Here is a 26775-nt window from a genome sequence, read left to right as displayed (position 1 = left end):
GTCCCTGTGTCAGGCTTCGGGGAAGGTTGTGCCCAGGGTTGAGAGCACACCGTAGGCCTTGGTGCGGATCTCTTCATATTCCTCGTCAGGAACGGAGCCCGAGGTAATGGCGCCGCCGACGCCGAGAGAGAGTTCCACGGTCCCGTCCCCCTCCGTGTTGAGCACCAGCGTCCGGATGGCGACGGCGAGGTCGGCCGCCCCGTTGAGCGAAAAGTAGCCGACGGCGCCGGAATAGAGCCCCCGCGGCCCCGCCTCCAGCCGGTCCAGGATGGCCATGGTGCTGATCTTGGGGGCCCCGGTCATGGAGCCCGCCGGGAAACAGGCTGCCACCGCCTCTGCCCGTGGTGCCCCCGGGAGGAGCTGCGCGTCAATGGTGCTGACCATCTGGTGCACGGTGGCGTAGCTTTCGATCGCGCAAAGCCGGCTGACCGTAACGGAGCCGGGTTCGGCGAAGTGGCTGAGGTCGTTACGCAGCAGGTCCACGATCATGATGTTCTCGGCCCTGTCCTTCAGGGAGGCGGCCAGGTCCGTGCGCAGCCTGCCGTCCTCCTCCGGGTCGGCGGCCCGGCGCCGGGTGCCCTTGATCGGTTCAGCGCGCATCCCGCCGTCGGACGCTATCTTCAGGAACCGCTCGGGTGAGGTGCTGGCCACTGTGAGGTCTCCCAGCCGGAGGTAGCTGGCAAACGGCGCCGGGTTCCTGCGGCGCAGTGCCAGGTAGGTGGCCCACGGGTCCAGCGAGCCGGCCGGGATCCGGGCTTCGAGCGTGGTGGTCAGGCACACCTCGTAGGTGTTTCCCTGGGCAATCTCGTGCTGGGCGGCGGCGATCTTTTCCCGGTACCCGGCGCCGGTGTCCCGGCTGAGGAAGGCCGGCGGCGGGGAAGGTACGACGCCGGTGCTGCCGCCGGCATCCACGGTTGCGCCCGCTTCCACGGCTGCGGCGGCTTTCACGGCCGCCCGCGCCCGGGCCAGCCACTCGCCGGCGTCGGGTGCCTCCAGCGCCAGCAGCCAGGTGGCCTTTTCGGCATGGTCCAGGACCACGGCCCGGCCGGCGAAAACCAAGGCGGCGTCCGGGGTGGGGGCGGACAAGTCGCTGCCGCCCGTTTCGCGCTTCAACTCATAGCCCAGGCAGCCCAGCCAGCCCAGCGTGAATTCACCGGGGTAGCCCTCCGGGCTGCGCACCGCCCGACGGCCCCAGACGCTATCCAGCCACCGGAAGAACGGGCCCGGGACTTTCGCGGTGCAGGAGCCGGCGCTGATCCGGCTTACCCCCGAGCGGTGCGTGACGGACTGTCCGAACGTGCCGCCGTCGTCCGCCATGATGCTGAACCGGCTGCGCCCGGCGGCAGTACGCACCGCCGGGTCCGGTTCGTCCTGTCCACCTGTACCCGCGTTCGAGGAGTCCAGCCACATGGCATTGCCCGATGCTCCATAGAGCGACTGGAACAGTGCAGGCGCGTCCGGCGCGGTATCCAGCCGCTCGGCGTGCAGCCGGAGGCCCCGGCGTGCGGAGAGTTCAGGCGCGAGGACCTGTGCCAGGGCAGGCAGGTAGGGGAGGAGCTGCAGCAGGTCGTACGGGGCCGATCCGTCTGCAAGGTTCTGTACGCGGAGGTCAGCGTGTCGGGGCACGTCGTCGCGTCCCAGCCACTCTTCCTCCTGCGCAGCCCAGCGGTCCCAATGTGGTTCAAAGGTTGCGCCGTCCCGGTCCAGCGCCCGGGTCCGGCGGACGTCGTCCGGCGACTCGGCCCAGACCACTGCGTCAATCAGGGGGCGGGCGGCTTCCGCGGCGGCCCCTACGCCCTCCACGATGACGATCTCCGCGGGCAGCGTCACCCGGGCGTCGCCGTCGTAATGGTTTTCCCAATCCCAGCTGGTCCAGGCGGCAGCCTCGCCGCGGCTCAGCGGCGTGAGGACCGTGGTGACATAGCGTTCGATGCCGGCGGCCAGTCCGTCCCAGCCGGGGTAGATCTCCTCCAGGTGGAACAGCGAGACTTTGTGGTGGGCGCGGAGGCGTGCCGCGAGTTCGACGGCGAGGGTGGTTTTCCCTGCGCCGGAGCGCCCGTCGACGGCGATGATGACGGGGGCTGGGCTCATGGACTAGAGCGTACCGTTTTCCGTTGTCCGCTTTCAGGCATGAAGCACACCCTGCCGTGACGCATGGCGGCCGCTGCTGAGGTGGCCGCCCAGGAACCCGCTCACCAGCAGAAGGACTGCTCCGGCCCGCCCCAGCCGCACGCCCAGCCGGTGGTTGCCGCGGGAGCGCGCACGCCAGGAAGCGGTGTAAACAACGGTGGCTGCGGCATTGGCGCCGGCGTGCACGATGCCCACACGCTTCAGGGGCCGGTCCTTGCCGGACCAGGTCGCCCAGCCGGACAGGGCGGTGGGAACGGCGGCAATGACGCCGAGGGCCACCAGCCGCTGGGCGGAGCGGCGGGAACTGTCGTCAGCAAAGAAATCCAGGAACACTGCCGACCACCAGGCGCCGAAGGGCCCGTCGGTGAGGATGGTGTGCAGCGGTATGCCGGTAATGTCGCCGCGGACAATTGACCGGATCCGGGGCTGCGACATCAGCCTGGATGCCAGTGGCTCCGCTGCTTCGACAGCGGCGTCCAACGTCGTGGCATCCTCAAGGCTGCCAAGGAAGCGGGTGTACCTGCCGGGGCTGGAAGCGGCGCGCATGAGCACAAAATACTCCTGGTGCCGCCGTGCCGCACCCGTTTTTGCACCCGCAGCCTCTGCCGGGCGCTTTCGGCTAGTGCGGTTGAAGCTGGGTGTTCTGCAGGACCGCGCCCTTGATGTGCTGGACCAGGCCCGGCAGGGCGGCGTGGATCTGATGCCAGACTGCATCGAAATCCGCGTGCCCGCCATACCAGGGGTCCTCGATGCCCTGGTCCAGCCGGTCAAGGTCCGCCATGGCCGGATCAAAACTGCGAAGCATCCGGATTTTGTCCAGCGCTTCCTGGTCCGGGGCGGCTTCGGTCAGCCAGGCGTAGTGGTCAATGTCCAGCGCCAGGATCAGGTCGCGCTCGCGGAACCACTCAGGCTCCCACTCCCGGGCCACATGGTGCTCCGAGGCCAGCTGGGTCACCGCCAGGCGGCGGGCCGCGCGGGGATCGATGGGCCGGCCGGCCTCGTAACCGGTAATGCCGGCGGAGTCCACCTCCACCAGCCCGTCAAGGCCTTCGCGTTCCAAGGCCGCCCCGAGCATAAGCTCGGCCATGGGAGACCGGCAGATGTTGCCCGTGCAGACGGTGATAACGCGATATGCGCTCGACGTTGAGTTCATGGAACCTAGCATGCGCGCTGGCGAACCCTCTTGGCTACCCGCCTGTTCACATTGTTTTACAAGCTTGTAAAGATGCATTACTCGATGGGAAATGGGTACGTCCCATGCTGGTGGCGAACCGGAAAGGGCGCTTGTCAGTGGATCAGGGCCAGCAAGATGCCCACGCCTACGAACAGGACGCCGAAGACCCTGCTGAGCACTGTTTGGCCTTGCTCGGTGCTGGTAAAGCGCTGGAACGAACGCGCGGCGGCCGCAAAAAAGAACCACATCACCAGGATGTCGATGGCCACAATGGTGGCCGTGAGGACGGCGTATTGGGTGAACAGGGGTTGGTCCGGCCGGATGAACTGCGGCGTGAAGGCAAGGAAGAAGACTATTGCCTTCGGGTTCAACAGGTTGACCCAGAAGCCCCGCCGGAAGATGGACCACGTGGGTTCGTTGCGCAGGGCGGCCGCCTGCTCCTGCTGGGCCGTGGGCTTGCTGAGGAACTGGCGGATGCCCAGGTACACCAGGTAGGCGGCGCCGGCGTAGCGGATCACGTTAAAGGCGACGGGGGAGCTTGCCACCAGCACGCCAACGCCCAGGGCCACGATCAGGACGTGCACTACGAGGGCCGCCTGTTGGCCCAGGATTCCCCATATGGAGCGGCGGAAGCCCGCGTTGAGCGAATTGCTCATGGTGTTGATGGCCCCGGCCCCCGGGGTGAAACTGACCAGGACGCCGGCACCCGCCAGGGCCAGCCACAGGGAAAATTGCACTAACCAATCTTACGCGGGCAACAGCAGGCCCCTGCGTTGCTACGCCCGTGCGATGACCTCGCCGTTGGGGATCAGGAACCAGCCGTCGCCCGTGGATCCCCAGCGGTGCCAGCCGGCCGAGATCCGCGCCAGGTCCGCGGGCTCCGCAAATCCGTACTCCAGTGCCTGCTCGGCGAAGGCCGAATGCAGCACCCGCTCACCCCAGACGCGTGCCTGCCAGCGGCGCTGCTGCGCCGTGGCGTAAAGCCAGTTGCTGCTGGTGGGTGCAACATCGGTGAAGCCCGCGGACTGGGCCCAGCTGACCAGCCGCCGCCCGGCGTCGGGCTCTGCTCCGTTGCGGCGGGCAACCCGCTGGTACAGGTCCATCCACTCGTCCAGCTCCGGGATCTCGGGGTACCAGCTCATGCCGTGGAAGTCGGCATCCCGCACCGCCACGATGCCGCCCGGTTTGGCCACGCGCCGCATCTCCCGCAGAGCCTCCACGGGATCGGTCAGGTGCTGGAGCACCTGGTGGGCATGGACGACGTCGAAGCTTTCGTCGGCGAAGTCCAGGTCATAGATATTGCCCGCCGCGAACTCCACATTGGGCACTTCGCGCTCGACGGCGAGCGCCTGCGCCTGGGCGATGATGTCCGGTGAGCGGTCCAGGCCGGTGACCTTGCCCGGGCTGACCAGGGCGGCGAAGTCGCAGGTGATGGTGCCTGGCCCGCAGCCGACGTCCAGGAGGGTGGATCCGGGGGAGAGGTAGGGCAGAACGAAGGCCGCGGAATTTTCCGCGGTCCTTGCGGCATGGGCGCGGACCACCGATTCGTGGTGGCCGTGCGTGTAAACGTCGTCCCCGGGCTGCTGCGCACTCATAACCCAAACGCTACCCCTGGCGAGGGCTTGCTATTCGGATTCCGTCCGTGCCGCCACGGTTGCGTCAATCATTGCCGTCATGAAGCGCGTGACAGTGTCCAGTTCCTCCTCCGAGAACCCGGCCATGGCGCTGCCCATGCGCTGCGCCAGCGGGGCGAAGATGGCGCCGCCCTCCCGGAATGCCTTGGGCGTCATTTTCAGCTGGACCTGCCGCCGGTCCGTGGCGTGGCGTTCCCTGACCACGTGCCCGGAATGGTCCAGCCGGTCGATCAGTGCGGTGGTGGCGGGTGAACTCAGGTTCAGTTCCTTCCGCAGCAGCCCGGGCGTCACAACGTTGCCCCTGGCGGTATGGCGCATGATCACGGCGAGGGCGTTCATGTCCGTGCGGTGCATGTCCTTGCGGTCCCCGGCCGCGTCCACATACCGGTTCGCCTCGATGGTGAACTCCTGCAGGATCCGGAGCAGCGGGTGCCCGAACTCCGGGCCGCCCTGCTCGAAGGGGGAGGCACCCGGAGTGTTGTAATCCGCCATCTCCACCTCCCAGCCTTCGCTCCTGCGCCGTGTTTTTGCCCAGGCGTCCTGACGGATATTACTCCAGGCTCCATGGAGCCAACTGCACCACCGGCCCATTGGTTCCGACGATATAGAAAAGCTTGACTGGCACTTATCTCTGTCATGGAGATAATCTATGCTGGAACAAATACTACTCCTCCTGCTCATCCACGGAAGGCATCATGAAACGCACAAAAGTTGGCAGGGAGCGTGTCCCGTTCTGGCTGCGCTGGCTGGTCCCCGTTGTCCTGGTGCTGACCTGGCTGGGACTGGCCGGGGTGGGCGGCCCCACCTTCGGCCGCTTGGAGGAGGTCTCGTCCAACGACCAGGCATCCTTCCTGCCCGCCAGCGCTGAGGCCACAGAGGCACAGGACTGGCAGGCGAAGTTCCGCGACTCTGACGAAGTTCCCGGCATCATCGTCATCGAAAAGGGTGAGGCCTTCACGCCCCCGCAGCTGGGCGAACTCGCCACCCTGAAGTCCGATCTTGAAAACCTCAGGCTGGGCAGCGCGGTCATCGGCCCCATTCCCTCCAAGGATGCCAAGGCCGTGCAGTTCGTCGTGCCCATCGGATCGTCGGCCGAGCTCAAGGACGCCGTCAAGGAACTCCGCGACACGGTCAAAGCGGCAGCGCCGCAAGGTGCACAGACCTTCGTGACCGGACCTGCCGGGCTTGCGGCGGACCTTACCGCTGCATTCGGCGGCATCGACGGCATCCTCCTGCTCGTGGCCCTGTCCGCCGTGTTCGTGATCCTCCTGATCGTCTACCGGTCCCTGCTGCTGCCCATCATGGTGCTGCTGACCTCGGTGTTTGCCCTCTGCGCGGCCATCCTGCTGGTGTTCGGCATGGCCAAGGCCGGCTGGATCCAGCTCAACGGCCAAAGCCAGGGCATCCTCTCCATCCTGGTGATCGGCGCCGCCACCGACTACGCGCTGCTCTTCGTGGCCCGCTTCCGCGAGGCCCTCACCCACACCACCAACCGCACCGCGGCGGTCCTGACCGCCTGGAAAGCGTCCTTCGAGCCCATCCTTGCCTCCGGTGCCACGGTGATCATCGCGCTGCTGTGCCTGCTCTTCTCCGACCTGAACTCCAACAAGGCCCTGGGCCCGGTTGCCGCCGCAGGCATCCTGTGCGCCCTGTTCGCCGCGCTGACCCTGCTGCCCGCCCTCATGGCGCTGCTCGGAAGGGCCGCGTTCTGGCCCTTCCGGCCCAAGCTCCTCCCTGCAGACCAGCGCGAACCGGAACTGGTCACCGGCCTGGAAGGCCAGAAGGGTCTCTGGCGCGCCACCGGCTCCCTGGTGTCGCGGCGGCCCCGGACCGTCTGGGTTGCCTCGGTCCTCCTGCTCCTCGTCGCCGCCGGCGGCCTGTTCCAGCTGAAAGCCAACGGCGTACCACAGACGGACGTCATCCTCACCGCCTCCAACGCCGTTGACGGCCAGGACGCTCTGGCCCGCCACTTCGACGCCGGCAGCGGCAGCCCCGCCGTCGTGGTCGCCGACCAAGGCAAGGCGGCAGAGGTGCTGGACAAGGTGAAAGCGGACGGCGGCGTGGGCGAGGCCTACCTGCTGGGCCGCGGCAGCGTGCCGGTTACCGGCGCCCCCGGTGCTCCCACCACGCCGGACGTCCGGGACGGGAAAGTCCTCATCAATGCCACCCTGAAGAATGCCGCGGACTCGCTGGAGGCGGAGGAAACCATCAAGTCCCTGCGCACCGAGGTGAAGGCCATTGATCCCGGTGCCCTGGTAGGCGGCGTCACCGCTACGGCGCTGGACACCAACACCACCGCCCAGCGCGACCTCCTGGTCATCATCCCGGTGGTCCTGGTGGTGATCCTCCTCATCCTGATGCTGCTGCTGCGCTCCATCGTGGCCCCGGTCCTGCTGGTGCTCTCGGTGGTCCTGTCCTACGCGGCCGCACTGGGAGTCTCGGCCTTCGTTTTCAACAACCTCTTCGGGTTCCCGGGAGCCGACGCCACCGTACCGTTGTTCGGCTTCGTGTTCCTGGTGGCCCTGGGCGTGGACTACAACATCTTCCTGATGAGCCGCGTCCGCGAGGAATCGCTCAAGCACGGCACCAGGCCCGGTATCCTGCGCGGTCTGGTGGTCACCGGCGGTGTGATCACCTCGGCCGGCGTGGTCCTGGCGGCGACATTTGCTGCCCTGGGCGTCATTCCCATCATGTTCCTGGTCCAGTTGGCCTTCATCGTAGCGTTCGGCGTGCTGCTGGACACCGTGCTGGTGCGCTCGCTGCTGGTTCCGGCGCTGGCCTACGACATCGGGCCGAAGATCTGGTGGCCCAGCAAACTGGGCCGGACGGATGGCCGCGACGCCGCCCGGCCGCGGGAACCCGGCGTCGAGCCGCTGGAAGAGGTTCCCAGCCGCTAGCCCTGCTTTCGATGGCACTAACCCTGTTGCCGCCACCAGTCCACGGTGGCGGCAACCGCCGTTTCCAGCGGGGTAGGGGTAACGCCAAGGGCGGCCTCGGAAGCGGCCGAGCCCATGATGAACGGCCGCTCGAACTGGTACAGCATCTCCGCGAGTTCGCGTGCATCGGCTGAGAAAATTCCCGCGGCCCGCAGCGTCCACCCGGGGAGGACGCGCACCTTCGGGGCTGGCCGTTCTGCTGCGGCAGCGAAGGCATGGACGAGTTGCTGCTGGGTAAGCGCGGGGCCGGTGGGCGCGTGCCACACGGCGTTCCAGGCGGACGGCCGATCCGCTGCCGCAATCATGGCGGAGGCCAGATCGGGAACGTACGTGAACGAGTGCGGCTGCCGGGAACTGCCCACCACGCTTACGTTCTTTCCCGCCAGGATCGGCGCCACCATGCGTTCGCCGGCGTGGGCAATCCGGGCCCGCGGGCCGAAGAAGTCACCGGACACCACACTCACCGTGGGCGTGGCCGAGGCGGCGCGCGCCCGAAGCAGTTCCGTCCGCACGCCCCGTTTGCCCCCGGTGGCCCGGCGCAGGCTGCCCTCCGCCATGACGCTGTCCGGCTCGCTGTAGGAGTAGAGGCTTTCGGGGAAGACGACGACGGCGCCCACCTCCTGCGCGGCATCAAGGACCGCCTGCTCGGCGGCGGGAAGTTCTGCCTGCCAGACCGACGCGTTGTACGCCGAGCCGTGGATGCAGTGGAACACCGCCTGGGCGCCGGCAAGGACCGAGCGAAGGACCGCAGGATCTTTCGCGTCCCCTCTTATCCGCTCGATCAGCTCGTGCTCCGGTCCGCTGCCCGATCGCGTCAGGACACGCACCTGGCGCCCCTGCTCCGCCAGTTGTTCCGCCACAGTCCACCCCACGGGTCCCGCTCCGGTCACGACGTATACCTTCGACATCTCGGTCTCCTTATTCGAATGAGAGAGCAGTGCTCTCAGAAATAGAATGAGGGTTTGGTGCGGCAAAGTCAAGAGCGGCGCTCTCTTTTGCTGCCGCCGCTCTTGCTTGTGGCATGCTGGACCCGTGACTGAAGCCAGCAATACACCCGCCGCGGCTGCCCGCCCCTTGACGCCCCGGCAGCGGGCCAGGACCCGGACCGTGGCGGACATCGTCCGGCTCGGCCGGAAGCACTTGGCAACACATGGCGCAGCAGCGCTCTCCCTGCGCGCAGTGGCAAGGGACCTGGGTGTCGTGTCCTCCGCCGTCTACCGGTATGTGGAAAGCCGGGACGAACTGCTGACGCTGTTGCTGATTGACGCTTTCGGTGAGCTCGGGGACGCAGTGGATGCCGCCGTCGGGGAAGTGTCCGAAGATGACCATGCTGGACGCTTCATGGCGCTGGGCCAGGCTGTCCGCGCTTGGGCCCTGCGCGAGCCGGCCAGCTACGCCCTCCTGTTCGGCAGCCCGGTGCCGGGCTACAACGCCCCGACCGAGCGCACGACGGGTCCGGGCACGCGGGTCATTGTCGGCCTCATCGGCATCCTGGATGCTGCCTCCCGGGCCGGGCAGCTTGCAGTTCCCCCGGGGTCCGCGGAGCTGGCGCCCACCCTTGCTGCCGACCTTGACGCCATCCGCTCCGAGTTCGGGCTTGCCATCCCGGAGGAACTTGTGGCGCGGGGTGTCCTTGTGTGGAGTTCCCTTTTCGGCGCCGTCAGCTTCGAGGTGTTCAACCAGTACGGTTCGGACACCTTTAAAGCGCCCGAAGAGCTTTTCGACCACCATCTCGCCGTTCTGGCCAGCGTCGCGGGGCTGCAGGTGGCGGCCTCCTGACGCCGCCTGCCGGGGCCTGTTGGAGTGCCTGCCCCGTCGGTAGACTGCCAGTGCGCCCGCACGGACGCGGAGCCTCGAAGGAGAGATGCACCATGACTGAGAACCCGGAATTTGCAGCCGAGGAACCCCGCAGCGGCAGCAGCGCACCTGGCCTGGAAGGGGAAGGCGGCCAGTACGTCGACGGGGATTATGGCGACGCCGGCAGCATTAGCGAGGCGGAGCGGGGCCCGGCGGACGGTGAGTACGAAGAAGGCAACTATGGTGCCGCCGGGGCTGCCCGTGCAGACAGCTTGGATGAGGGCCAGTACGCGGATGGCAACTACGGGAAAGCGGGCAGCCTCAACGAGCCCGCTCCGGGGCCGGCCGACGACGAGTACGAGGAAGGCGATTACGGCGACGCCGGAACCGCCGGCGGCGCGAGGACCGAGGACGCCATCCGCGAAGGGCTCACGGACGGCCAGGTCCAGACCACTGCGGAAGAGCGCGGGCCGCTGCACGGGGATCGGAACACGGAACGCTAAGCAGTCCGGCGGCACGTTCTCGCAGAGCGAACCGGCGTGCCGCCGTCGTACTTTCCCATCAGGTTCCGCGTCGTTTCAAGCAATGTGGCGGCGCACGTCTGTCCTCGGGCTCAAAGTTGAGCGGACCTCACTCAACTTTGGATTGACATCGCCGGCGCCCTGAGTAAAGTTGAGTGCAGAACGCTCAATGCTTAGGGCGCCACCCAGTTTCCAAGGAAAGAAGGAAGCAACACATGTCACGTGCAGTAGGTATCGACCTCGGAACCACCAACTCCGTCGTCTCCGTTCTCGAAGGTGGCGAGCCCACCGTTATTGCCAACGCCGAGGGTGGCCGCACCACGCCGTCGGTCGTTGCATTCTCCAAGTCCGGCGAGGTCCTGGTTGGCGAGATCGCCAAGCGCCAGGCCGTCAACAACATCGAACGCACCATCGCGTCGGTCAAGCGCCACATGGGCACCGACTGGACCGTTGCCATCGATGACAAGAAGTACACCCCGCAGGAAATCTCCGCGCGTATCCTCATGAAGCTGAAGAACGACGCCGAGTCCTACCTGGGCGAAAAGGTCACCGACGCCGTCATCACCGTCCCGGCCTACTTCAACGACGCCGAGCGCCAGGCCACCAAGGAAGCAGGCGAAATCGCCGGGCTGAACGTCCTGCGCATCGTCAACGAGCCCACCGCCGCAGCACTGGCTTACGGCCTGGACAAGGGCAAGGAAGACGAACTCATCCTGGTCTTCGACCTCGGTGGCGGTACCTTCGACGTCTCGCTGCTGGAAGTCGGAAAGGACGAAGACAACTTCTCCACCATCCAGGTTCGCGCCACCGCCGGTGACAACCGCCTGGGCGGTGACGACTGGGACCAGCGCGTCGTTGACTACCTGCTGAACCAGCTCAAGGTCAAGGGCATCGACCTCTCCAAGGACAAGATCGCCCTGCAGCGCCTCCGTGAAGCTGCCGAGCAGGCCAAGAAGGAACTGTCCTCCTCCTCCAGTACCAACGTCTCGCTCCAGTACCTCTCCGTCACCCCTGACGGCCCAGTCCACCTGGACGAGCAGCTGACCCGCGCCAAGTTCCAGGACCTCACCAAGGACCTGCTTGAGCGCACCAAGAAGCCGTTCCACGACGTCATCAAGGAAGCCGGCATCAAGCTCTCCGACATCAACCACATCGTGCTGGTCGGTGGCTCCACCCGTATGCCCGCCGTCTCCGAGCTGGTCAAGGAACTGGCCGGCGGCAAGGAGCCCAACAAGGGCGTCAACCCGGACGAGGTCGTGGCAGTCGGCGCAGCCCTGCAGGCAGGCGTGCTGAAGGGCGAGCGCAAGGACGTCCTCCTGATCGACGTCACCCCGCTGTCCCTCGGCATCGAAACCAAGGGCGGCGTGATGACGCACCTGATCGAGCGCAACACCGCCATCCCCACCAAGCGCTCCGAGACCTTCACCACCGCCGACGACAACCAGCCGTCCGTGGCCATCCAGGTCTTCCAGGGCGAGCGTGAATTCACCCGCGACAACAAGCCGCTGGGCACGTTCGAACTGACCGGCATCGCCCCGGCACCGCGCGGTGTTCCGCAGGTTGAGGTCACCTTCGACATCGACGCCAACGGCATCGTGCACGTCTCCGCGAAGGACAAGGGCACCGGCAAGGAACAGTCCATGACCATCACCGGTGGCTCCAGCCTCTCCAAGGAAGACATCGAGCGCATGGTCCGTGACGCCGAGGAGCACGCAGCCGAGGACAAGGCCCGCCGCGAGGCCACCGACACCCGCAACACCGCCGAGCAGCTGGCCTACTCCGTGGACAAGCTGATCGCCGACAACGCGGACAAGCTGCCCGAAGAGGTCAAGACCGAGGTCCAGGGTGACGTCGACAGCCTCAAGAAGGCCCTCGAAGGTACCGACGACGCCGCTGTGAAGTCTGCATTCGAGAAGCTGCAGGCTTCCCAGACCAAGCTCGGCGAAGCGATCTACGCCCAGGCCGGTTCGCCGGACGGCGCAGGTGCTGCCGGTGCTGAAGGTGCCGCCGGAGCTTCGGCCGGTTCGTCCGACGAGGACATCGTCGACGCCGAGATCATCGACGAAGACGAAGCGAAGAAGTAACCCATGCCGCACCACGGTAACGAGGAAGAGCACAACGCATCCGCCGGCCAGGAGCGCGGGCAGAACGGTGAGCCGGTCATCCGGGACAACCGCAAGGTTGATCCGGTGACCGGGCAGGCCCGGCACCCCGAGGGCGGCCAGTCCGCCCCCGGGGCCGGTGCCCAGGCCGGAGCAGATTCCGACGGCGACGCGCTGGCCCAGGCCGAGGAGATTCTCAACGGCGTGGACGTGCCGGCCGAGGAATCCGTGGCCCAGGGGGCTCCGGCAGGTTCCGGCGGCAACGCCGAGGCAGCCGAACTGCGCAACGACCTGCTTCGCCTCCAGGCTGAGTACGTCAACTACCGCAAGCGCGTTGAACGCGACCGCGCCGTGGCAGGGGAAATGGCCGTCATTGGCGTCCTGAACTCCCTGCTTCCGGTCCTGGACGACGTCGACGCCGCCCGGCAGCACGGCGACCTCACCGACGGACCCTTCGCCGCGATCGCCAACAAGCTGGAGAACGCGCTGAAGACCTACGGCCTGGTCCGCATCAACGAGACGGGCGTGGAGTTCGATCCCACAATCCACGAGGCCCTGATCCAGCAGCCCGGCGAGGACATCGAGGTTGACACCGTCAGCCAGGTCCTCCGCTCGGGCTACAAATCAGGAGACCGCGTGCTCCGCGCAGCGCAGGTCATCGTGGCGGTCCCGGCCTAGCCGGGGTTGGCTCGCGCTACGCCGGATATGGGGCGGTGCCCGCTTCGCGGTGCCCTCCACACCGCCGCCCCATATCCGGCCTCCGCGCCGGCGGTCATCTCGCCTAAGGTGAGGTAACCACGAAGCTCGCAGCGGTACAGGGGCCCCGGGAGTGGCATCGGGCCTGCCGAAGCTGGGTGGCTGGGGATCGTAGATCCTCAGCCACCCAGCGTAGGGGCGGGGGCCCCCTGTACCGCGGAGAGCTATTAGTTAAGAGACTTGAAAGGAAACGCCATTGGCTAGCCAGGATTGGGTGGACAAGGACTTTTACAAGATCCTTGGTGTTGCCAAGGACGCTTCCGATGCCGATATCAAGAAGGCCTACCGGAAGCTTGCGCGGCAGCACCACCCTGATACCAACGCGGGGAACGCCGCTTCCGAGAAGAAGTTCAAGGACATCTCCGAGGCTTACTCGGTGCTCTCGGATCCCGATGAGCGCCAGCAGTATGACGCCATCCGGGCCATGGGCAGCGGGGCCAGGTTTGCCCCCGGCGGTGCCGCCGGCGGCAACGGCGGGTTCGAGGACATGTTCGGCGGCCTCTTCACCGGCAACACCGGACGCCACGCGGGCGGGTTCAACCCCGCAGGCGGCGGCATCCCGCCCGAGTTCGCCGACCTCTTTGGCGGTTTCGGCGGAGCGCCCGGATTCCAGCGCACCCCGCAGAAGGGTGCCGACCGGACCGCGTCCACCAGCATTTCGTTTGCCGGTTCCATCCGCGGCACCACCATCGGCCTGCGCGAGCCCAGCGGCGAGGTCATCGACGTTCGTGTCCCGGCAGGCATCAAGGACGGCCAGAAGGTCCGGGTGCGCGGTAAGGGCCAGCCCGGTGCCGCCGGCAATGGCGACCTGGTGGTTTCCGTGTCCGTACAGCCCCACGCTTTTTACACGCGCGACGGCGACAACCTCCGCATCCATGTCCCGGTCACCTTCCCGGAGGCCGCTTTGGGCGCCGACATCCAGGTGCCCACCATCGACGGCGAGACGGTGAAGGTCCGCGTTCCGGCGGGAACGCCGTCGGGCCGCACCATGCGGGTGAAGGGCAAAGGCGTGAAGACGTCCAAGGGCACCGGCGACCTGCTGGTGACCATCGACGTCGCAGTTCCCAAGAATCTCAACAAGGACGCCGAAGCTGCGGTCAAGGCGTTCGCCGAGGCAACGTCGTCGGCGGACGTCCGCGAAGGCCTGGCAGCCAAGGCCCGGCTTTAGGGCGGAGGTGAGCCGTGGACATCAGTGCTGACCAGCCGATCTTCGTGATTTCCGTGGCGGCCGAGCTGGCGGACATGCATCCGCAGACCCTGCGGCAGTACGACAGGCTGGGCATCGTCAAGCCCAGCCGCGCCCCCGGGAAGTCGCGGCGTTACTCCCAGCGTGACGTGAACATGTTGCGGGAAGTGCAGCGTTTGTCCCAGGAAGGCGTGTCGCTGGAGGGAATCAAGCGCATCCTGGAACTCGAAAACCAGGTGGCGGCCCTCCAGAGCCGCATCAGCGATCTTACCGAGGAACTCGGGCGGAGGCCCCGCGCGGTGGACTCGCGGATCTTCGCAGCTGGCGCAGCCGGTGACGTGGTGAGCCTGGCGCGCGGTCAGCGGCCCCGGCCGAGGTCGCAGGCCGTCATGCTGTGGCGGCCGCGGGCCATCGGACAGTAAGTACCGCGTCCGGCTGCCTGGCCAAAATAGAGTACCCACTACTCGTGACCGAAAAGCCCCCTGAAACTTGAATGGAACCATCGCCGGATCAGCGGCGGTGGTTCCACAAGTTCTGGGGGTTTTCCGTGTTTAAAGTTCTCAGCAAAGGTTTCAACAGCAAGGCCCGGCCATGAGTCCGGGAATGGAATCCGTGGCCGCTTTCAGCCACTCCCTGCCGGGCCAGGTCCTGCTGGCCATCGGACAAACCATCGTTGTGGTCTGTGTCTGCTTTGATATGGTCCGCGAGTTGTCCGTCCCACGATCGCACCGGCGCTATGTGGCCAGCACCGTGTTCCGGACATTGGCCATCCCCTCGATCATGGCCAACGCCTTGACCGTCTTCGTCGCCCTGGTGCTCTCCTCCTGGGTGGACGTGGTGATGGGAATGTTCGTGCTGGTGGCCATCGTGTTCCGCTTCCACCACAACCAGGACGAGGACAACTGGTGGAAGGGCAAAGGCAAGAAACTCGCGCGTTGGGCCCGCCGCCAGTTCGCCGGCCGGACGTCCACCGCCCCGGCCATGGGCTGAACCCAGGACCGGAGCGGCGGCATCAAAGCGGTCAGCCGTTGATGACCTGTGGTACGCCGAGGGCCTTGAGGCCTTCGACGCCGAACTCCACCCCGTAGCCGGACTGCTTGGCTCCGCCGAACGGGATGCGGGGGTCCACGGCGCCGTGCCGGTTGATCCACACCGTTCCAGCCTGGATGCGGGCGGCGACTTCCCGGGCCGCAGCCAGGTCGGGGGACCATACGGAGGCGCCCAGGCCGACGTCGAGCCCGTTGGCCTTTTCCACCGCCTCATCGACCGTGCTGTAGCGGATGATCGGCAGCGCGGGCCCGAACTGTTCCTCGGCCACCAGCGGGTTGTCGTTGTCAATGTCCGCCACGAGGGTGGTGGGGTAGAAGAAGCCGGGCTGGCTGGTGTCCGGGTTGCCGCCCAGGAGGATGCGGGCGCCGGAGTCCTTGGCGGCCTGAACGAGGTTGGCAACGATGTCGTACTGCGCCTTGTTCTGCAGCGGGCCCAGGACGTTGTTTTCGTCCAGCCCGTTACCCATAGGCATGGCTTTGGCCACGGCGATCAGTTCTTCGCAGACGGCGTCGTAGACGGAGTCGTGGACGTAGAGGCGCTTGAGGGCTGCGCAGGTCTGGCCGGTGTTGAGGAACGCGCCCCAGAAGACGTCCTGGGCGATGGCCTTGGGGTCGGCGTCGGGCAGGACGATGCCGGCGTCGTTGCCGCCCAGTTCAAGGGTGAGCCGCTTGACCGTGTCGGCAGAGGATTTGATGATGGCGCGGCCGCCGGCGGTGGAGCCGGTGAACATGATCTTGCCGATTGCGGGGTGATCGGTCAGGCGGGCGCCTACTTCGCGGCCGCAGGAGACGGCGGAGAGGATGCCTTCGGGGAGTTCCTCGTTGAGGACCTTGACCAGGGCCAGCACGGACAGGGGAGTGTTGCCGGAGGGCTTGACCACCACGGCGTTGCCCATCCGCAGGGCGGGGGCGAGCTGCCAGACGGCGATCATCATGGGCCAGTTCCACGGGCCGATGGCCGCGACGACGCCGATGGGCCGGTAGTGCAGCTCGGCCCGGGTCTCGCCGTCGTCCACGATGGTTTCCGGTTCCAGTGGAAGGCTGGCCGTCGCGCGCAGCCAGGCGACGCAGGCGCCGACTTCGAAGCGGGCGTTGGGGCCGTTCAGCGGCTTGCCCTGCTCCCGGGAGAGCAGCCGGGCCAGTTCCTCGGCGGACCGTTCGACGGCGTCGGCCGCTTTGAGGAGCGCGGCGGACCGGGCGGCGTGGCCCAGGGCAGCCCAGGCCAGCTGGGCGGCGACGGCGGTGGCCACGGCATTTTCCAGGTAGTCGAGGTCGTGAATGGGGGCCTCGCCCACTGCTTCGCCGGTTGCCGGATCAAAGATGGTGCGGCCGGTGCCGGCTGCGGGGGCAATGGACGCGAGGAGCGCATCGTAGGTTTCCAAGGGATACTCCACTTCGAGTAGGCAAGGACGCCAGCCGGACGGCGTAGCGGGTTACTCCCAGTGTGGGTTGCACCCCCGTCCGTGCTCTTGTCTCTGGGCGCAGGACAGTTGTGTGGGAGCGAAGGCTGAGCAGCCGGACGGAGCCGGACGGGTGCCAGCAACGGAGCACCAAGAGAACGCGAATTTCGTCCGACCCCTTGTGAAAGCGCTTTCCGGCTGCTTGAATCGATTCATCGTCGTGATGGTGCCGAATTATGACTCCACCCATGCTGGGGGTGGCTGGGCGCCAGGGGGCCGACGCCATGAATCGACATACAAAGGAGTCATGTCCGTGAAAAACTCAAAGCGAGCGGCTGTAGCAGTGGCCGGCGTCTGTGTCCTGGGAGCCTTCGGCATCACAGCCCCTGCCCATGCGGCGTCAGTGGACCGTACCCGGGATTCGGCACTGTCGGTGCTGGGTGCGTTGAAGGTGGTCCCCTCTCCAGATGCCCACGTTTGGTTCATCTCGCCGGAAGGAAACGACGACAACGCGGGTACGCAGGACGCGCCGTTCAAAACGCTGATGAAAGCGCAGGCAGCAGCAGCGGCCGGAGACACCGTCTATATCCGGGGCGGCAGCTACAACCAGTTCGAAGTGCGCGAAACCGATAACCCGTTCGAAGACGTTTATCACTACGTCAATGACATTTATAAGAGCGGGATCACTTACGCCGCGTTCCCGGGGGATAATCGGCCCGTCTTTGATTTCAGCAGTGTGCCCACCGATCAACGTGTGGCCGCGTTCTACGTGGAAACGCAGGTGACCGACGTGAACTTCGTCGGCTTTGACGTAACGGGCGTCAAGGTGGGAGACCAAAAGCAATCAGAGGCTTTCAGGATTGCCGGTGGTGCCAACTTCGTAAACATGGCCGCCCATGACAACGAAGCCATCGGCTTCTACTACACCATGGACGGGACCGGGGTGGTACTGAACAGCGACGCCTACAACAACATCGGTCCCACGGCCCGGTCAGCGGGCAATACGGACGGGTTCGGTGCCCACGCAAAAGACGTGTGGTTCATCAACGACCGGGCATGGCATAACAGCGACGACGGCTTCGACAGCATCACATCGGAGGGACGGGTCGCCTACGTCAACGACTGGTCCTTCGACCACCATGGCAACCAAAACGGGGTAGGCGACCAAAACGGATTCAAGGTTGGCGGATATGCCTACCGCACCACAGGGCTTCCCCAGCCCATCCCGCTGCACACGGTCATCAATTCCATGGCTGCGGACAACGGTGCCAACAACTTCTATGCCAATCACCAGCCCGGCCAGTCGGCCTATTGGATCAACAACACAGCCTACAAGCCAGGGTACGGCGCCAACTTCAACATGCTGGAGCGCGTAAGCCCCACAAGCCCGGACAACATTCCCGGCTACCGGGAGGTCCTGCACAACAACGTGGCCTACACCGGGGCGCCGACCTCGAACGACAATACTCCGGCAGAAAACGAGACGAACAATTCGTGGACGATTGACGGTGGTCTCCAGGTAGCTGCAGGTGACTTCGAAAGCCTCGACATGCAGCAACTCATGGCACCACGGAAACCAGACGGTGCTCTCCCCGATGTTTCCTTCATGAAGCCGGTGGCCGGCAGTGCGTTGCAAACCCATGGCTTGGGCTACCTCGCTGACCAGGGCAATCCCTATGCAACCTTGCAGAAGCTCCTAGATGTCTATGGCAGCTCAGGTGACATCGACAACCAAGGCCTGCGGGATAGCCTCCTGAACAAACTGGAAGACCACCAGTTGGGCGCGTTCATCCAGGAGCTGAAGGCCCAGTCGCAAAAACACGTCAGCCAGTACGCCGCCAATACCTTGATCCTGGTGGCGAACGCGCTGGCGGGATAGGCGAAACCGAAGGCTGCGAACGTCAGGAAGGCCTGCACTGGCCCAGTTTTGGGGCGCGGCAAACGGCGGGAACCCGGGGTTTCCGAGTTCCCGCCGTCAAAACTGGGCCAGTTTGGCGCTAGTGGCCCGCGTAGGGGTCGGCGATGCCGATGTATTGGGTGGTGGTGTATTCGGCGATGCCTTCGGATCCGCCTTCCCGGCCCAACCCGGACTGTTTGACGCCGCCGAAGGGTGCTGCGGCGTTGGAGATGACGCCGGCGTTGAACCCGACCATGCCGAACTCGATCTGTTCGGCTACGCGCAGGAGGCGGTTGAAGTCGCGGCTGTAGAGGTAGGACGCGAGCCCGTATTCGCTCGCGTTGGCGACTTTGATGGCCTCTTCTTCGGTGGTGAAGGTGGTGATGGGGGCGACGGGGCCGAAGATTTCCTGGCCCAGGATCGCCGCGTCGTTGGGGACGTCGGCCAGGACGGTCGGCTGGTAGAAGTAGCCGGGCCCGTCCACAGGGGCCCCGCCGGTCACCGCTACCGCCCCGGCATCAACTGCAGCCGTCACGAGGGCGTGGACGTCGTCGCGGGCGCCCCCGTCAATGAGGGGCCCGACCTTGGTGTCCGGGTCGGTTCCGCGGCCGGTGGCGAGGGCGCCCATGGCCGTGGCGAACTTCCGAGTAAATTCCTGCGCCACCGACTCGTGGACCAGGAACCGGTTGGCGGCGGTGCAGGCCTCGCCCATGTTCCGCATCTTCGCGGCCATGGCGCCTTCGACGGCGGCATCCAGGTCGGCGTCCTCGAAGACGATGAAAGGGGCGTTCCCGCCGAGTTCCATCGAGGTCCGGAGGACGTTCTGGGCGGCGTCGGCCATGAGGCGCTTTCCGACCGGGGTGGAGCCGGTGAAGGAGACCTTCCGCAGTCGCGGGTCGGCCAGCAGGGGCCTGGAGATCCCGGAAGCAGAGGAGGAGGCCGCCACATTCAAAACCCCGGCGGGGAGGCCGGCGTCGAGCATGGTCTGCGCGAAGTACTGCGCCGTCAGCGGGGTGAGCTTGGCGGGCTTGAGGACCATGGTGCAGCCGGCGGCGACGGCGGGGGCGACCTTGCGGGTGGCCATGGCGAGCGGGAAGTTCCAGGGGGTGATGAGCAGGCAGGGCCCGACGGGTTTGTGCTGGACCAAAATCTTGTTCTTGCCCTCGGGGGTGGTGAGGTAGCGGCCGTAGTCGCGGACGGTTTCCTCGGCGAACCAGCGCAGGAACTCCGCCCCGTAGGTGACTTCGCCGCGGGCCTCGGCCAAGGGCTTGCCCATCTCCAGGGTCATCAGCAGCGCGAAGTCCTCGGCCCGTTCGGTCACCAGGTCGAAGGCGCGGCGCAGGATCTCCGACCGCACCCGCGGCGCGGTCCGTGCCCAGGACGCTTGCACGGCGTCGGCCGCGTCCAATGCCGCCACCGCGTCGTCGCTCGTGGCGGACGCGAGGGTGGCCAGCACCTCCCCGGTGGCGGGATCATGCACATCGAACGTGCCACCGTCGGACGCGTCCCGCCACTCGCCGTTGATCAGCAGGCCGGTGGGCACCCACGCGAGCAGGGAAGCCTCGCGCTCCGGTGAATGGGCAGGGGTAACCGCAGAAGTGACTGTCATTGCATAAGTCCTAAAAGTTGGTCAGTAGCTGGGCGGGGTGTCGCCGTCGGTTGGCTTCACGAACTTGGCAGCAAGGGCTTCGGAGCCGCGGGCGAGGAGGGCGACGTCGGCGCCCACCAGGATGAAACCGGCGCCGTTCGCGAGGTAGCGCTTGGCGGTGTCGGGGTTGAAGGCGTTGACGCCGGCGGGCTTGCCGGCTGCTTTGGCGGCGGAGAGGCAGTGCTCGACGGCGGCGCGCACCTCCGGGTGTTCCTGCTGTCCCAACAGGCCCATGGAGGCGGCGAGGTCGGAGGGTCCGACGAAGACAGCATCCACTCCGTCCACCTTCAGGATGTCCTCCACTGACTCCACTGCGGAGGTGGATTCGATCTGGACGGTGACGCTGATGGTCTCATTGGCGCGGGCCAGGTAGTCCGGGACCCGATTCCAGCGGGCGGCCCGGGCCAGGGCGGAACCCACCCCGCGGACGCCCTGCGGCGGGTAGCGGGTGGCGGCCACCGCGGCTTCGGCCTCGGCCACCGAGTTGACCATGGGGATCAGCAGGTTCTGCACGCCCAGGTCCAGGTACTGCTTGATCAGCACGGTGTCGTTCACGGGCGGCCGGACCATGGCATGGACCGGGTGGCCGTGGATGGCCTGGAGCTGGGCCAGGATGGATTCGAGCCCGTTGGGGCTGTGCTCGGCGTCCACCAGCAGCCAGTCCAGGCCGGACCCGGCGCAGAGTTCGGCGACCAGCGGGCTGCCGGAGCAAACCCACATGCCGGCGAGGGGCCGGCCCGCCTGGGCTAAGGCGTCCCGGAAGGTGTCCTCTATTCGAAGCGGCATGTCACACTCCCCAGGGGGCCGTAGTCGGCGTGGACGGTGTCGCCCTTGTAGACCCACATGGGCCGGGTGAAGGACCCGGCCAGGATGATGTCCCCGGCCTTCAGGGCGTCACCGTGGGCGGCGATCTTGTTGGCCAGCCAGTGCACTCCGTTGGCGGGGTGGTCCAGGACGCCGGCGGCCACGCCGGTCTCCTCCACGGTCTGGTTCTTGTAGAGGATGGCCGAGACCCAGCGCAGGTCCACAGCGTCCGGCTTGACCGGGTTTCCGCCGATCACCATGGCACCCATGGCCGCGTTGTCGGAGATGGTGTCCACGATGGTCCGGCCCTCCATCTCGATCCTGGAATCCAGGATCTCGAGGGCCGGAACCACGTAGTCGGTGGCATTCAGGACATCGAAGATGGTGACGCCCGGGCCCTTCAGCCCGTCCTTCAACACGAACGCCAGCTCCACCTCCACCCGCGGGTGCGTGTACCGGTCCCACTGCACCGAGCAGCCGGTGTCCAGCACCATGTCATCGAAGATGGCGCCGTAGTCCGGTTCGGTGATGCCGGTGGCGGCCTGCATGGCCTTGGACGTGAGGCCAATCTTGCGCCCCACCAGGGTCCGGCCGGCGTCCTCGTTGCGGCGCCGCCACAGCTGCTGCACCGCGTATGAGTCCTCCACCGTCATCTCCGGGTAGCGGGCGGTCAGGCGGGGAACAGGGGTGCGGGTCCGGCCGGCTTCCACCAGCTCGTCTGCGATGGCCTCAATCGTCGTCGGCTCCAGCATGGCTAGACCTGGACTCCCAGCTTGAAGCCCGTCCGGTCACCTTCCGGCGAGCCCTCCTTGCGGGTGTAGGAGAAGCCATCGGCGCCCACGGTGACTGCCATCTCGGACTTTTCCTCGCGGACGATCACCGGCTGCGGGTTGCCATCCAGGTCCAGGACCAGGGAGGCCTCGGTGTACCAGGACGGGACCACGGGGTTGCCCCACCAGTCGCGGCGCTGGTTGTCGTGGACGTCCCAAGTGATGGTGGGGTTGTCCGGGTCGCCGGTGTAGTAGTCCTGGGTGTAGATCTCGATACGGTGGCCGTCGGGGTCCAGGATGTAGAGGTAGAAGGCGTTGGAGACGCCGTGCCGGCCGGGGCCGCGTTCGATCCGGTCGCTGATGCGCAGGGCGCCCATCTTGTCGCAGATCTGGATGATGTTGTGCTTCTCGTGCGTGGCGAAGGCAACGTGGTGCATCCGCGGGCCGTTGCCGCCGGTCAGGGCGGTGTCGTGGACGGTCTGCTTGCGGTGCATCCACGCGGCGTAGGTGACGCCGTCGGAGTCCTTGATGTCCTCTGAGACGCGGAAGCCCAGGTCTTCCAGGTATTTGCGGCCCTTGGGGACGTCCGGGGTGACTTGGTTGAAGTGGTCCAGCCGGACCAGTTCACCGGCGGAGTAGAGGTCGTAGAGCTGGGTGAGGCGTTCCACGTGCTCCACGTCGTAGAAGAACTCGTAGGGGAAGCCCAGCGGGTCCTCGACGCGCACGGAGTCGCCGATGCCCTTGGTGAAGCCTTCCTTGCGGCGCTCCACCCGGCAGCCGAGTTCCTTGTAGTAGGCCTCGGCGGCGTCCACCTCGGCGGGGGACTTCACCCGGTAGGCGAAGGCGGCGACAGCGGCGATGGGGCCCTTGCGCAACACCAGGTTGTGGTGGATGAACTCCTCCAGGGAGCGTAGGTAGATTGCGTTCTCGTCCTCTTCGGTGACGTGCAGGCCCAGGACGTCCACATAGAACTCGCGGGACTTGGCGAGGTCGGTGACCACGATTTCCATGTAGGCGCAGCGGACGATGTCCGGAGCCGGGACGGTGGGGGTGGGAACGAAGTTGGTCATTGGATTCTCTCTTCTTTGAAAGGGGGCTTGGAAAGTACGACGGCGGCCGGCTGGCTTAGGCGCCGAACTTAGGGGTGTGGACGGAGCCGAGCGTGATGTGCACGGCCTGCTGGTCGGTGTAGAAGTCGATGGAACGGTAGCCGCCCTCGTGGCCCAGGCCCGAGGCCTTGACGCCGCCGAACGGGGTGCGCAGGTCGCGGACGTTGTGGCTGTTCAGCCAGACCATGCCGGCCTCCACGTTCTGGGAGAAGTTGTGCGCCCGGGTCAGGTTCTGGGTCCAGATGTAGGCGGCCAGGCCGTACTTGGTGTTGTTGGCCAGGGCGAGGGCCTCGTCATCGTTCTCGAACGGGGTGATGGCCACGACGGGTCCGAAGATTTCCTCCTGGAAGATCCGGGCGTCAGGGGCGACGTCGGCAAACACCGTGGGTGCGATGTAGTTGCCTTCGGGCAGGTGGTCCGGGCGGCCGCCGCCGGCCAGGAGCCGGCCCTCGGACTTGCCGATCTCCACGTAGGATGCCACCTTCTCGTAGTGCTCCGGGTGGACCAGGGCGCCCACCTGGGTCTTGGGGTCGTGGGGATCGCCCACCACGATGTTCTTGGCCCGGGCGGCGTATTTCTCGCAGAACTCGTCGTAGATGGCGCGCTCAACCAGGATGCGGGAGCCGGCGGTGCAGCGCTCGCCGTTGAGGGAGAAGACGCCGAACAGCGCGGAGTCAATGGCGGCGTCCAGGTCCGCATCAGCGAAGACGACGCAGGGGGACTTGCCGCCAAGCTCCATGGACAGGCCCTTGAGGTTCGCGGCGGCGTTGCGGAAGATCGTCTGGCCCGTGGTGGTCTCGCCGGTGAAGGAGATCAACGGAACGTCCGGGTGCTTGACCAGCGCGTCGCCGGCTTCCTCGCCAAGGCCATTGACCAGGTTGAAGACACCGTCCGGGAGGCCGGCGTCCTTGAAGATGGTGGCCCACAGGGAGGCGGAGAGCGGGGTGAACTCGGCGGGCTTGAGAACCACAGTGTTGCCGGTGGCCAGTGCCGGGGCGAGCTTCCAGGACTCCAGCATGAACGGGGTGTTCCACGGGGTAATGAGGCCGGCGACGCCGATCGGCTTGCGGTTCACGTAGTTGATCTGCGAGCCGGGGACCTTCATCGCGTCATCGAACTGGGCCACGATCAGGTCCGCGAAGAACCGGAAGTTCTCGGCTGCGCGCAGGGCCTGCCCCTTGGCCTGGGTGATGGGCAGGCCGGTGTCGAAGGTTTCGAGTTCGGCCAGGCGGGCTTCCTGCGCTTCGACCGCGTCGGCGATTTTGTTGAGGACGCGGGCACGCTCACGCGGCTTCATCTTCGGCCAGGGGCCGTTGGTGAAGGCTTCGCGGGCAGCGGCGACGGCCAGGTCGATGTCTTCCTTCTGGCCTGCTGCGGCGGTGGCGTAGTTGCGGTTGGAGACCGGGTCCAGGACGTCGAACGTCTTTCCCGAGACCGAGTCCACGAACTGGCCGTTGATGCAGTGCTGGATGTGCGTGGGCAGATCCTCGGGAACGTAGTGCTTGGCGGTTTCTACAGAGGCAGTCATCGTTGAAGTCCTTACTGTGTTCTTTGCGTACAGGTGGTGTGTGCGTTCTGCCGGGCAGAGCGGCTAGGTGGTTTGGGCGAGGTAGGCGTCGAGAGTGGCGGTCCGGTGGAGGCGGGCTGCTTTTTCGATGGCGTCTGCGTCAGCTCCGGTTTCGATGAGCTTCAGCAGGTTCTCGTGTTCGTCCACGGAGTCGCGGGCGCGGCCGGGGACGAAGCGGAAGGTTGAGGAACGGATGGCTGCGAGCCGATTCCAGCCGCGGTGGACGAGGTCCAGGATGTGCGGGTTGGGGCAGTGCTCGAACAGGACGCTGTGGAAGTCCTGGTTGAGCTGGGTGAACCGGACGGGATCGAAGTGCTCAAGGCATTCGCGCATCTCCTGGTTCACGGCGCGGGCCCGGGCTACAGCGCCGGAGTCGATCAGCGGAGCGGACATTGCGGTGGCGGCACCCTCGACGATGCTGAGTGTCTGCATCGTGTACAGATACTCGGTGGGGTCGATCCCCGCCACCGTGGCGCCGACATTCCGTTCGAAGGTCACCAGGCCCTCGGCCTCGAGCCGCCGGATGGCTTCCCGGACCGGGACCACGCTGAACCCCAGGTCCTTGGCGATCGAACCCAGGACCAGCCGGTAGCCGGGGGTGTACGTGCCTTCCACGATCCGGGCCTTGACGGCCTGATAGGCCTGCTCCGCCTTGCTGCCGACCGCGGCGTTGGAAACCGGCACCCCGGTCAATGTTGTGTCAGTCATTGGTGTTCCCTGCCCACTGCTTGTACCTGTTCTGCCATTCGGCGTTCATCGGGTAGAGGCCGTCCACGCTGTTGCCCTGCTTGACCATCTCGAAGATGAAGGCCTCTTCCTTCTCCTGCTGGATGCAGTCGTCCACCAGTTCCTCGGCGACGGCCGGCGGGATCACCAGGATGCCGTCCGAGTCGGCCACGATGATGTCGCCGGGCTGCACGGTGGCGCCGCCGCAGGCGATGGTGATGTCCGTGTCCCAGGGGATGTGGCGGCGGCCCAGGACGGCTGGGTGCGGGTTGGCGAAGTAGGTGGGCATCTCCAGGTCCGCCACGGCTGAATAGTCGCGGACGCCGCCGTCGGTGATGATGGCGGCTGCGCCGCGGACCTGGGCGCGCAGGGCCAGGATGTCCCCTACCGTGCCGGTGCCCTTTTCCCCGCGGGCCTCCATGACCAGGATTTCGCCTTCGTTGACGGAGTCGATGGCCTTCTTTTGCGCGTTGAAGCCACCGCCGTGGGTCTTGAACAGGTCCTCGCGGTTGGGGACGTAGCGCAGCGTGCGGGCCAGGCCCACCACGCGCCGGTCCGGTCGGGTGGCCTGCAGCCCGTCGATACTCACGTTGTTAAGGCCGCGTTTGCGCAGCTGCGAGGACAATGTTGCGGTGGCCACCGACTCAAGCTTGGCCTTCAGCTCGGGGGAGAGGGCAGGAGAAACTGTGGCAAGTCCTGCGGCTTCGCGGGACCCGTAGGCCTCCTCCCGCTGCAGGTCATCAACCTTGGGCCGGGCACCAAAGTCAGCGAACGGCGTCGTGCCTTCCTCAACAGTGGTGACCAGGCGGCCGGTGGACAGCGCACCATCAAAAGTGTCCACCTCCACCTCCAGGATGTCTCCGGGCTTTGCGACGGAGGCGCCGGCTGGGGTGCCGGTAAGGATGATGTCCCCCTCTTCGAGGGTGAGCAGCTGGGACAGGTCCGCCACAAGGCGGGCGAACGGGAAGAGCAGGTCTTCCGTGGTGTCGTCCTGGACCGGCTCGCCGTTATGCCAGGTGCGGATGCGCAGCTTTGAAGGGTCGACGGCGTCTGCCGGAATCAGTGCCGGGCCCACCGGGGTGAACCCGTCCCCACCCTTGGACCGGAGGTTGGAACCCTTGTCCGCGTAGCGCAGGTCGTAGACGCCGAGGTCATTGCTGGCGGTGACGGCGGCGACGTGGCTCCAGGCGTCCTCGATCGAAACGCGGCGGGCGGCCTTGCCGATCACCAGGGCAATCTCGCCCTCATAGCCGAGCAGTTCACAGCCGGCCGGCCGCTCAACAGGGCTTCCGCTCACGGCCAGGGAGCTGGAAGGCTTGAGGAAGTAGGAGGGCTGCGCCGGGGCACGGCCACGCTGCGCCGCCCGGCTGGGGTAGTTGATGTGCACCGCGATCACCTTGCGTGCTGCTGCCAGGGTGTCGCCGTTGACCTGCTCCAAAGCCTTCTCCTCATCAGGTACGAAATCGTATACGATCACTATTACCGCTTTCGCGGGATCCGTCAACCCCTAAATCCCGGGAGATTTCAGGCCTGATTGTTGCCACTTGTCGCCCTCGTCACATGCGGCGT

Annotated in this window: 24 protein-coding genes; 9 read left to right on the top strand and 15 right to left on the bottom strand. The window is 66.4% G+C overall.

All coding sequences use genetic code 11. The features are described 5' to 3' along the window. Positions 1-9: 9 nt before the first annotated feature. The 6 genes from pabB to ACFO0G_RS12060 all read right to left on the bottom strand — a co-directional run bounded on the left by pabB (position 10) and on the right by ACFO0G_RS12060 (position 5430). A complete protein-coding gene (gene pabB, locus ACFO0G_RS12085; RefSeq protein ID WP_376977842.1) occupies positions 10-2091 on the bottom strand; it encodes an aminodeoxychorismate synthase component I in 2082 nt (693 codons plus the stop codon). A 33-nt stretch (positions 2092-2124) separates the two neighbouring features. Then, positions 2125-2676 carry a DUF2231 domain-containing protein gene (locus tag ACFO0G_RS12080; RefSeq protein ID WP_286404644.1) on the bottom strand — a complete coding sequence of 184 codons (552 nt, stop codon included), beginning with the start codon at positions 2674-2676 and terminating at the stop codon, positions 2125-2127. 73 nt (positions 2677-2749) lie between these two features. Beyond that, positions 2750-3283 (bottom strand): low molecular weight protein-tyrosine-phosphatase, encoded by a 534-nt coding sequence (locus ACFO0G_RS12075; RefSeq protein ID WP_376977840.1) that lies wholly within the window; start codon positions 3281-3283, stop codon positions 2750-2752. Positions 3284-3417: 134 nt separating this feature from the next. Then, positions 3418-4041 (bottom strand): LysE family transporter, encoded by a 624-nt coding sequence (locus tag ACFO0G_RS12070; RefSeq protein ID WP_376977838.1) that lies wholly within the window; start codon positions 4039-4041, stop codon positions 3418-3420. Between the two features lie 39 nt (positions 4042-4080). Then, positions 4081-4899, bottom strand: a complete 819-nt coding sequence (locus ACFO0G_RS12065; RefSeq protein ID WP_376977836.1) for a methyltransferase domain-containing protein — start codon at positions 4897-4899, stop codon at positions 4081-4083. Between the two features lie 30 nt (positions 4900-4929). After that, a complete protein-coding gene (locus ACFO0G_RS12060; RefSeq protein WP_376977834.1) occupies positions 4930-5430 on the bottom strand; it encodes a MarR family winged helix-turn-helix transcriptional regulator in 501 nt (166 codons plus the stop codon). A gap of 203 nt (positions 5431-5633) precedes the next feature. Here ACFO0G_RS12060 and ACFO0G_RS12055 point away from each other — a divergent pair, with 203 nt between their 5' ends. Beyond that, a complete protein-coding gene (locus tag ACFO0G_RS12055; RefSeq protein WP_376977832.1) occupies positions 5634-7835 on the top strand; it encodes an MMPL family transporter in 2202 nt (733 codons plus the stop codon). A gap of 17 nt (positions 7836-7852) precedes the next feature. Here the strand turns inward: ACFO0G_RS12055 and ACFO0G_RS12050 are convergent, their stop codons facing one another. After that, positions 7853-8782, bottom strand: coding sequence for an NAD-dependent epimerase/dehydratase family protein (locus tag ACFO0G_RS12050; RefSeq protein WP_376977830.1), 930 nt, complete (start codon positions 8780-8782; stop codon positions 7853-7855). Between the two features lie 124 nt (positions 8783-8906). Here ACFO0G_RS12050 and ACFO0G_RS12045 point away from each other — a divergent pair, with 124 nt between their 5' ends. From ACFO0G_RS12045 to ACFO0G_RS12015, 7 genes are all read left to right on the top strand, one after another. Further along, a complete protein-coding gene (locus ACFO0G_RS12045) occupies positions 8907-9653 on the top strand; it encodes a TetR/AcrR family transcriptional regulator (protein ID WP_376977828.1) in 747 nt (248 codons plus the stop codon). Between the two features lie 92 nt (positions 9654-9745). Beyond that, positions 9746-10174, top strand: coding sequence for a hypothetical protein (locus ACFO0G_RS12040; RefSeq protein ID WP_376977826.1), 429 nt, complete (start codon positions 9746-9748; stop codon positions 10172-10174). Between the two features lie 233 nt (positions 10175-10407). Then, positions 10408-12276 carry a molecular chaperone DnaK gene (gene dnaK, locus ACFO0G_RS12035; protein ID WP_142132368.1) on the top strand — a complete coding sequence of 623 codons (1869 nt, stop codon included), beginning with the start codon at positions 10408-10410 and terminating at the stop codon, positions 12274-12276. Positions 12277-12279: 3 nt separating this feature from the next. Then, on the top strand, positions 12280-12972 hold the full coding sequence (locus ACFO0G_RS12030; RefSeq protein WP_142132369.1) for a nucleotide exchange factor GrpE: 693 nt from the start codon (positions 12280-12282) through the stop codon (positions 12970-12972). A 274-nt stretch (positions 12973-13246) separates the two neighbouring features. Continuing rightward, the gene (locus tag ACFO0G_RS12025) at positions 13247-14218 is read left to right on the top strand and encodes a DnaJ C-terminal domain-containing protein (RefSeq protein WP_376977823.1); all 972 of its coding nucleotides are present in this window, start codon (positions 13247-13249) and stop codon (positions 14216-14218) included. A 14-nt stretch (positions 14219-14232) separates the two neighbouring features. Then, a complete protein-coding gene (locus ACFO0G_RS12020; protein ID WP_286399897.1) occupies positions 14233-14658 on the top strand; it encodes a heat shock protein transcriptional repressor HspR in 426 nt (141 codons plus the stop codon). Between the two features lie 181 nt (positions 14659-14839). Continuing rightward, positions 14840-15226: a hypothetical protein gene (locus ACFO0G_RS12015; protein ID WP_376977997.1), complete on the top strand. Its 387-nt coding sequence runs from the start codon at positions 14840-14842 to the stop codon at positions 15224-15226. Positions 15227-15257: 31 nt separating this feature from the next. Here the strand turns inward: ACFO0G_RS12015 and ACFO0G_RS12010 are convergent, their stop codons facing one another. Further along, a complete protein-coding gene (locus ACFO0G_RS12010) occupies positions 15258-16667 on the bottom strand; it encodes an aldehyde dehydrogenase family protein (RefSeq protein WP_376977821.1) in 1410 nt (469 codons plus the stop codon). Positions 16668-16998: 331 nt separating this feature from the next. Between ACFO0G_RS12010 and ACFO0G_RS12005 the strand changes: the two genes are divergently transcribed. Further along, positions 16999-18564, top strand: coding sequence for a right-handed parallel beta-helix repeat-containing protein (locus tag ACFO0G_RS12005; RefSeq protein WP_376977819.1), 1566 nt, complete (start codon positions 16999-17001; stop codon positions 18562-18564). A gap of 118 nt (positions 18565-18682) precedes the next feature. Here the strand turns inward: ACFO0G_RS12005 and ACFO0G_RS12000 are convergent, their stop codons facing one another. The 7 genes from ACFO0G_RS12000 to ACFO0G_RS11970 all read right to left on the bottom strand — a co-directional run bounded on the left by ACFO0G_RS12000 (position 18683) and on the right by ACFO0G_RS11970 (position 26644). Beyond that, positions 18683-20191 carry an NAD-dependent succinate-semialdehyde dehydrogenase gene (locus ACFO0G_RS12000; RefSeq protein WP_376977817.1) on the bottom strand — a complete coding sequence of 503 codons (1509 nt, stop codon included), beginning with the start codon at positions 20189-20191 and terminating at the stop codon, positions 18683-18685. Positions 20192-20212: 21 nt separating this feature from the next. Further along, the gene (locus ACFO0G_RS11995) at positions 20213-21016 is read right to left on the bottom strand and encodes an HpcH/HpaI aldolase family protein (protein WP_286399890.1); all 804 of its coding nucleotides are present in this window, start codon (positions 21014-21016) and stop codon (positions 20213-20215) included. Next, complete coding sequence (hpaH, locus tag ACFO0G_RS11990) at positions 21001-21786, bottom strand: 2-oxo-hept-4-ene-1,7-dioate hydratase (protein ID WP_286399888.1); 786 nt, start codon at positions 21784-21786, stop codon at positions 21001-21003. The genes ACFO0G_RS11995 and hpaH overlap by 16 nt, the downstream gene beginning before the upstream one ends. A 2-nt stretch (positions 21787-21788) precedes the next feature. Next, entirely contained in the window at positions 21789-22874 is a 1086-nt protein-coding gene (gene hpaD / locus ACFO0G_RS11985; protein WP_376977814.1) for a 3,4-dihydroxyphenylacetate 2,3-dioxygenase, read from the bottom strand. Positions 22875-22929: 55 nt separating this feature from the next. Beyond that, positions 22930-24441 carry a 5-carboxymethyl-2-hydroxymuconate semialdehyde dehydrogenase gene (hpaE, locus tag ACFO0G_RS11980; protein WP_286399886.1) on the bottom strand — a complete coding sequence of 504 codons (1512 nt, stop codon included), beginning with the start codon at positions 24439-24441 and terminating at the stop codon, positions 22930-22932. 63 nt (positions 24442-24504) lie between these two features. Next, positions 24505-25188, bottom strand: coding sequence for a GntR family transcriptional regulator (locus tag ACFO0G_RS11975; RefSeq protein WP_286399884.1), 684 nt, complete (start codon positions 25186-25188; stop codon positions 24505-24507). Next, complete coding sequence (locus ACFO0G_RS11970) at positions 25181-26644, bottom strand: fumarylacetoacetate hydrolase family protein (protein WP_286404637.1); 1464 nt, start codon at positions 26642-26644, stop codon at positions 25181-25183. Before ACFO0G_RS11970 ends, ACFO0G_RS11975 begins: the two co-directional genes overlap by 8 nt. Positions 26645-26775: the final 131 nt, after the last annotated feature.

This window comes from Arthrobacter sedimenti, from assembly GCF_042652025.1.
In the GTDB taxonomy this organism is placed as follows: Bacteria; Actinomycetota; Actinomycetes; order Actinomycetales; family Micrococcaceae; genus Arthrobacter; species Arthrobacter sedimenti.
Note: the sequence above shows the minus strand (reverse complement) of the source record. Positions and strands in the feature narration are given on the sequence as shown.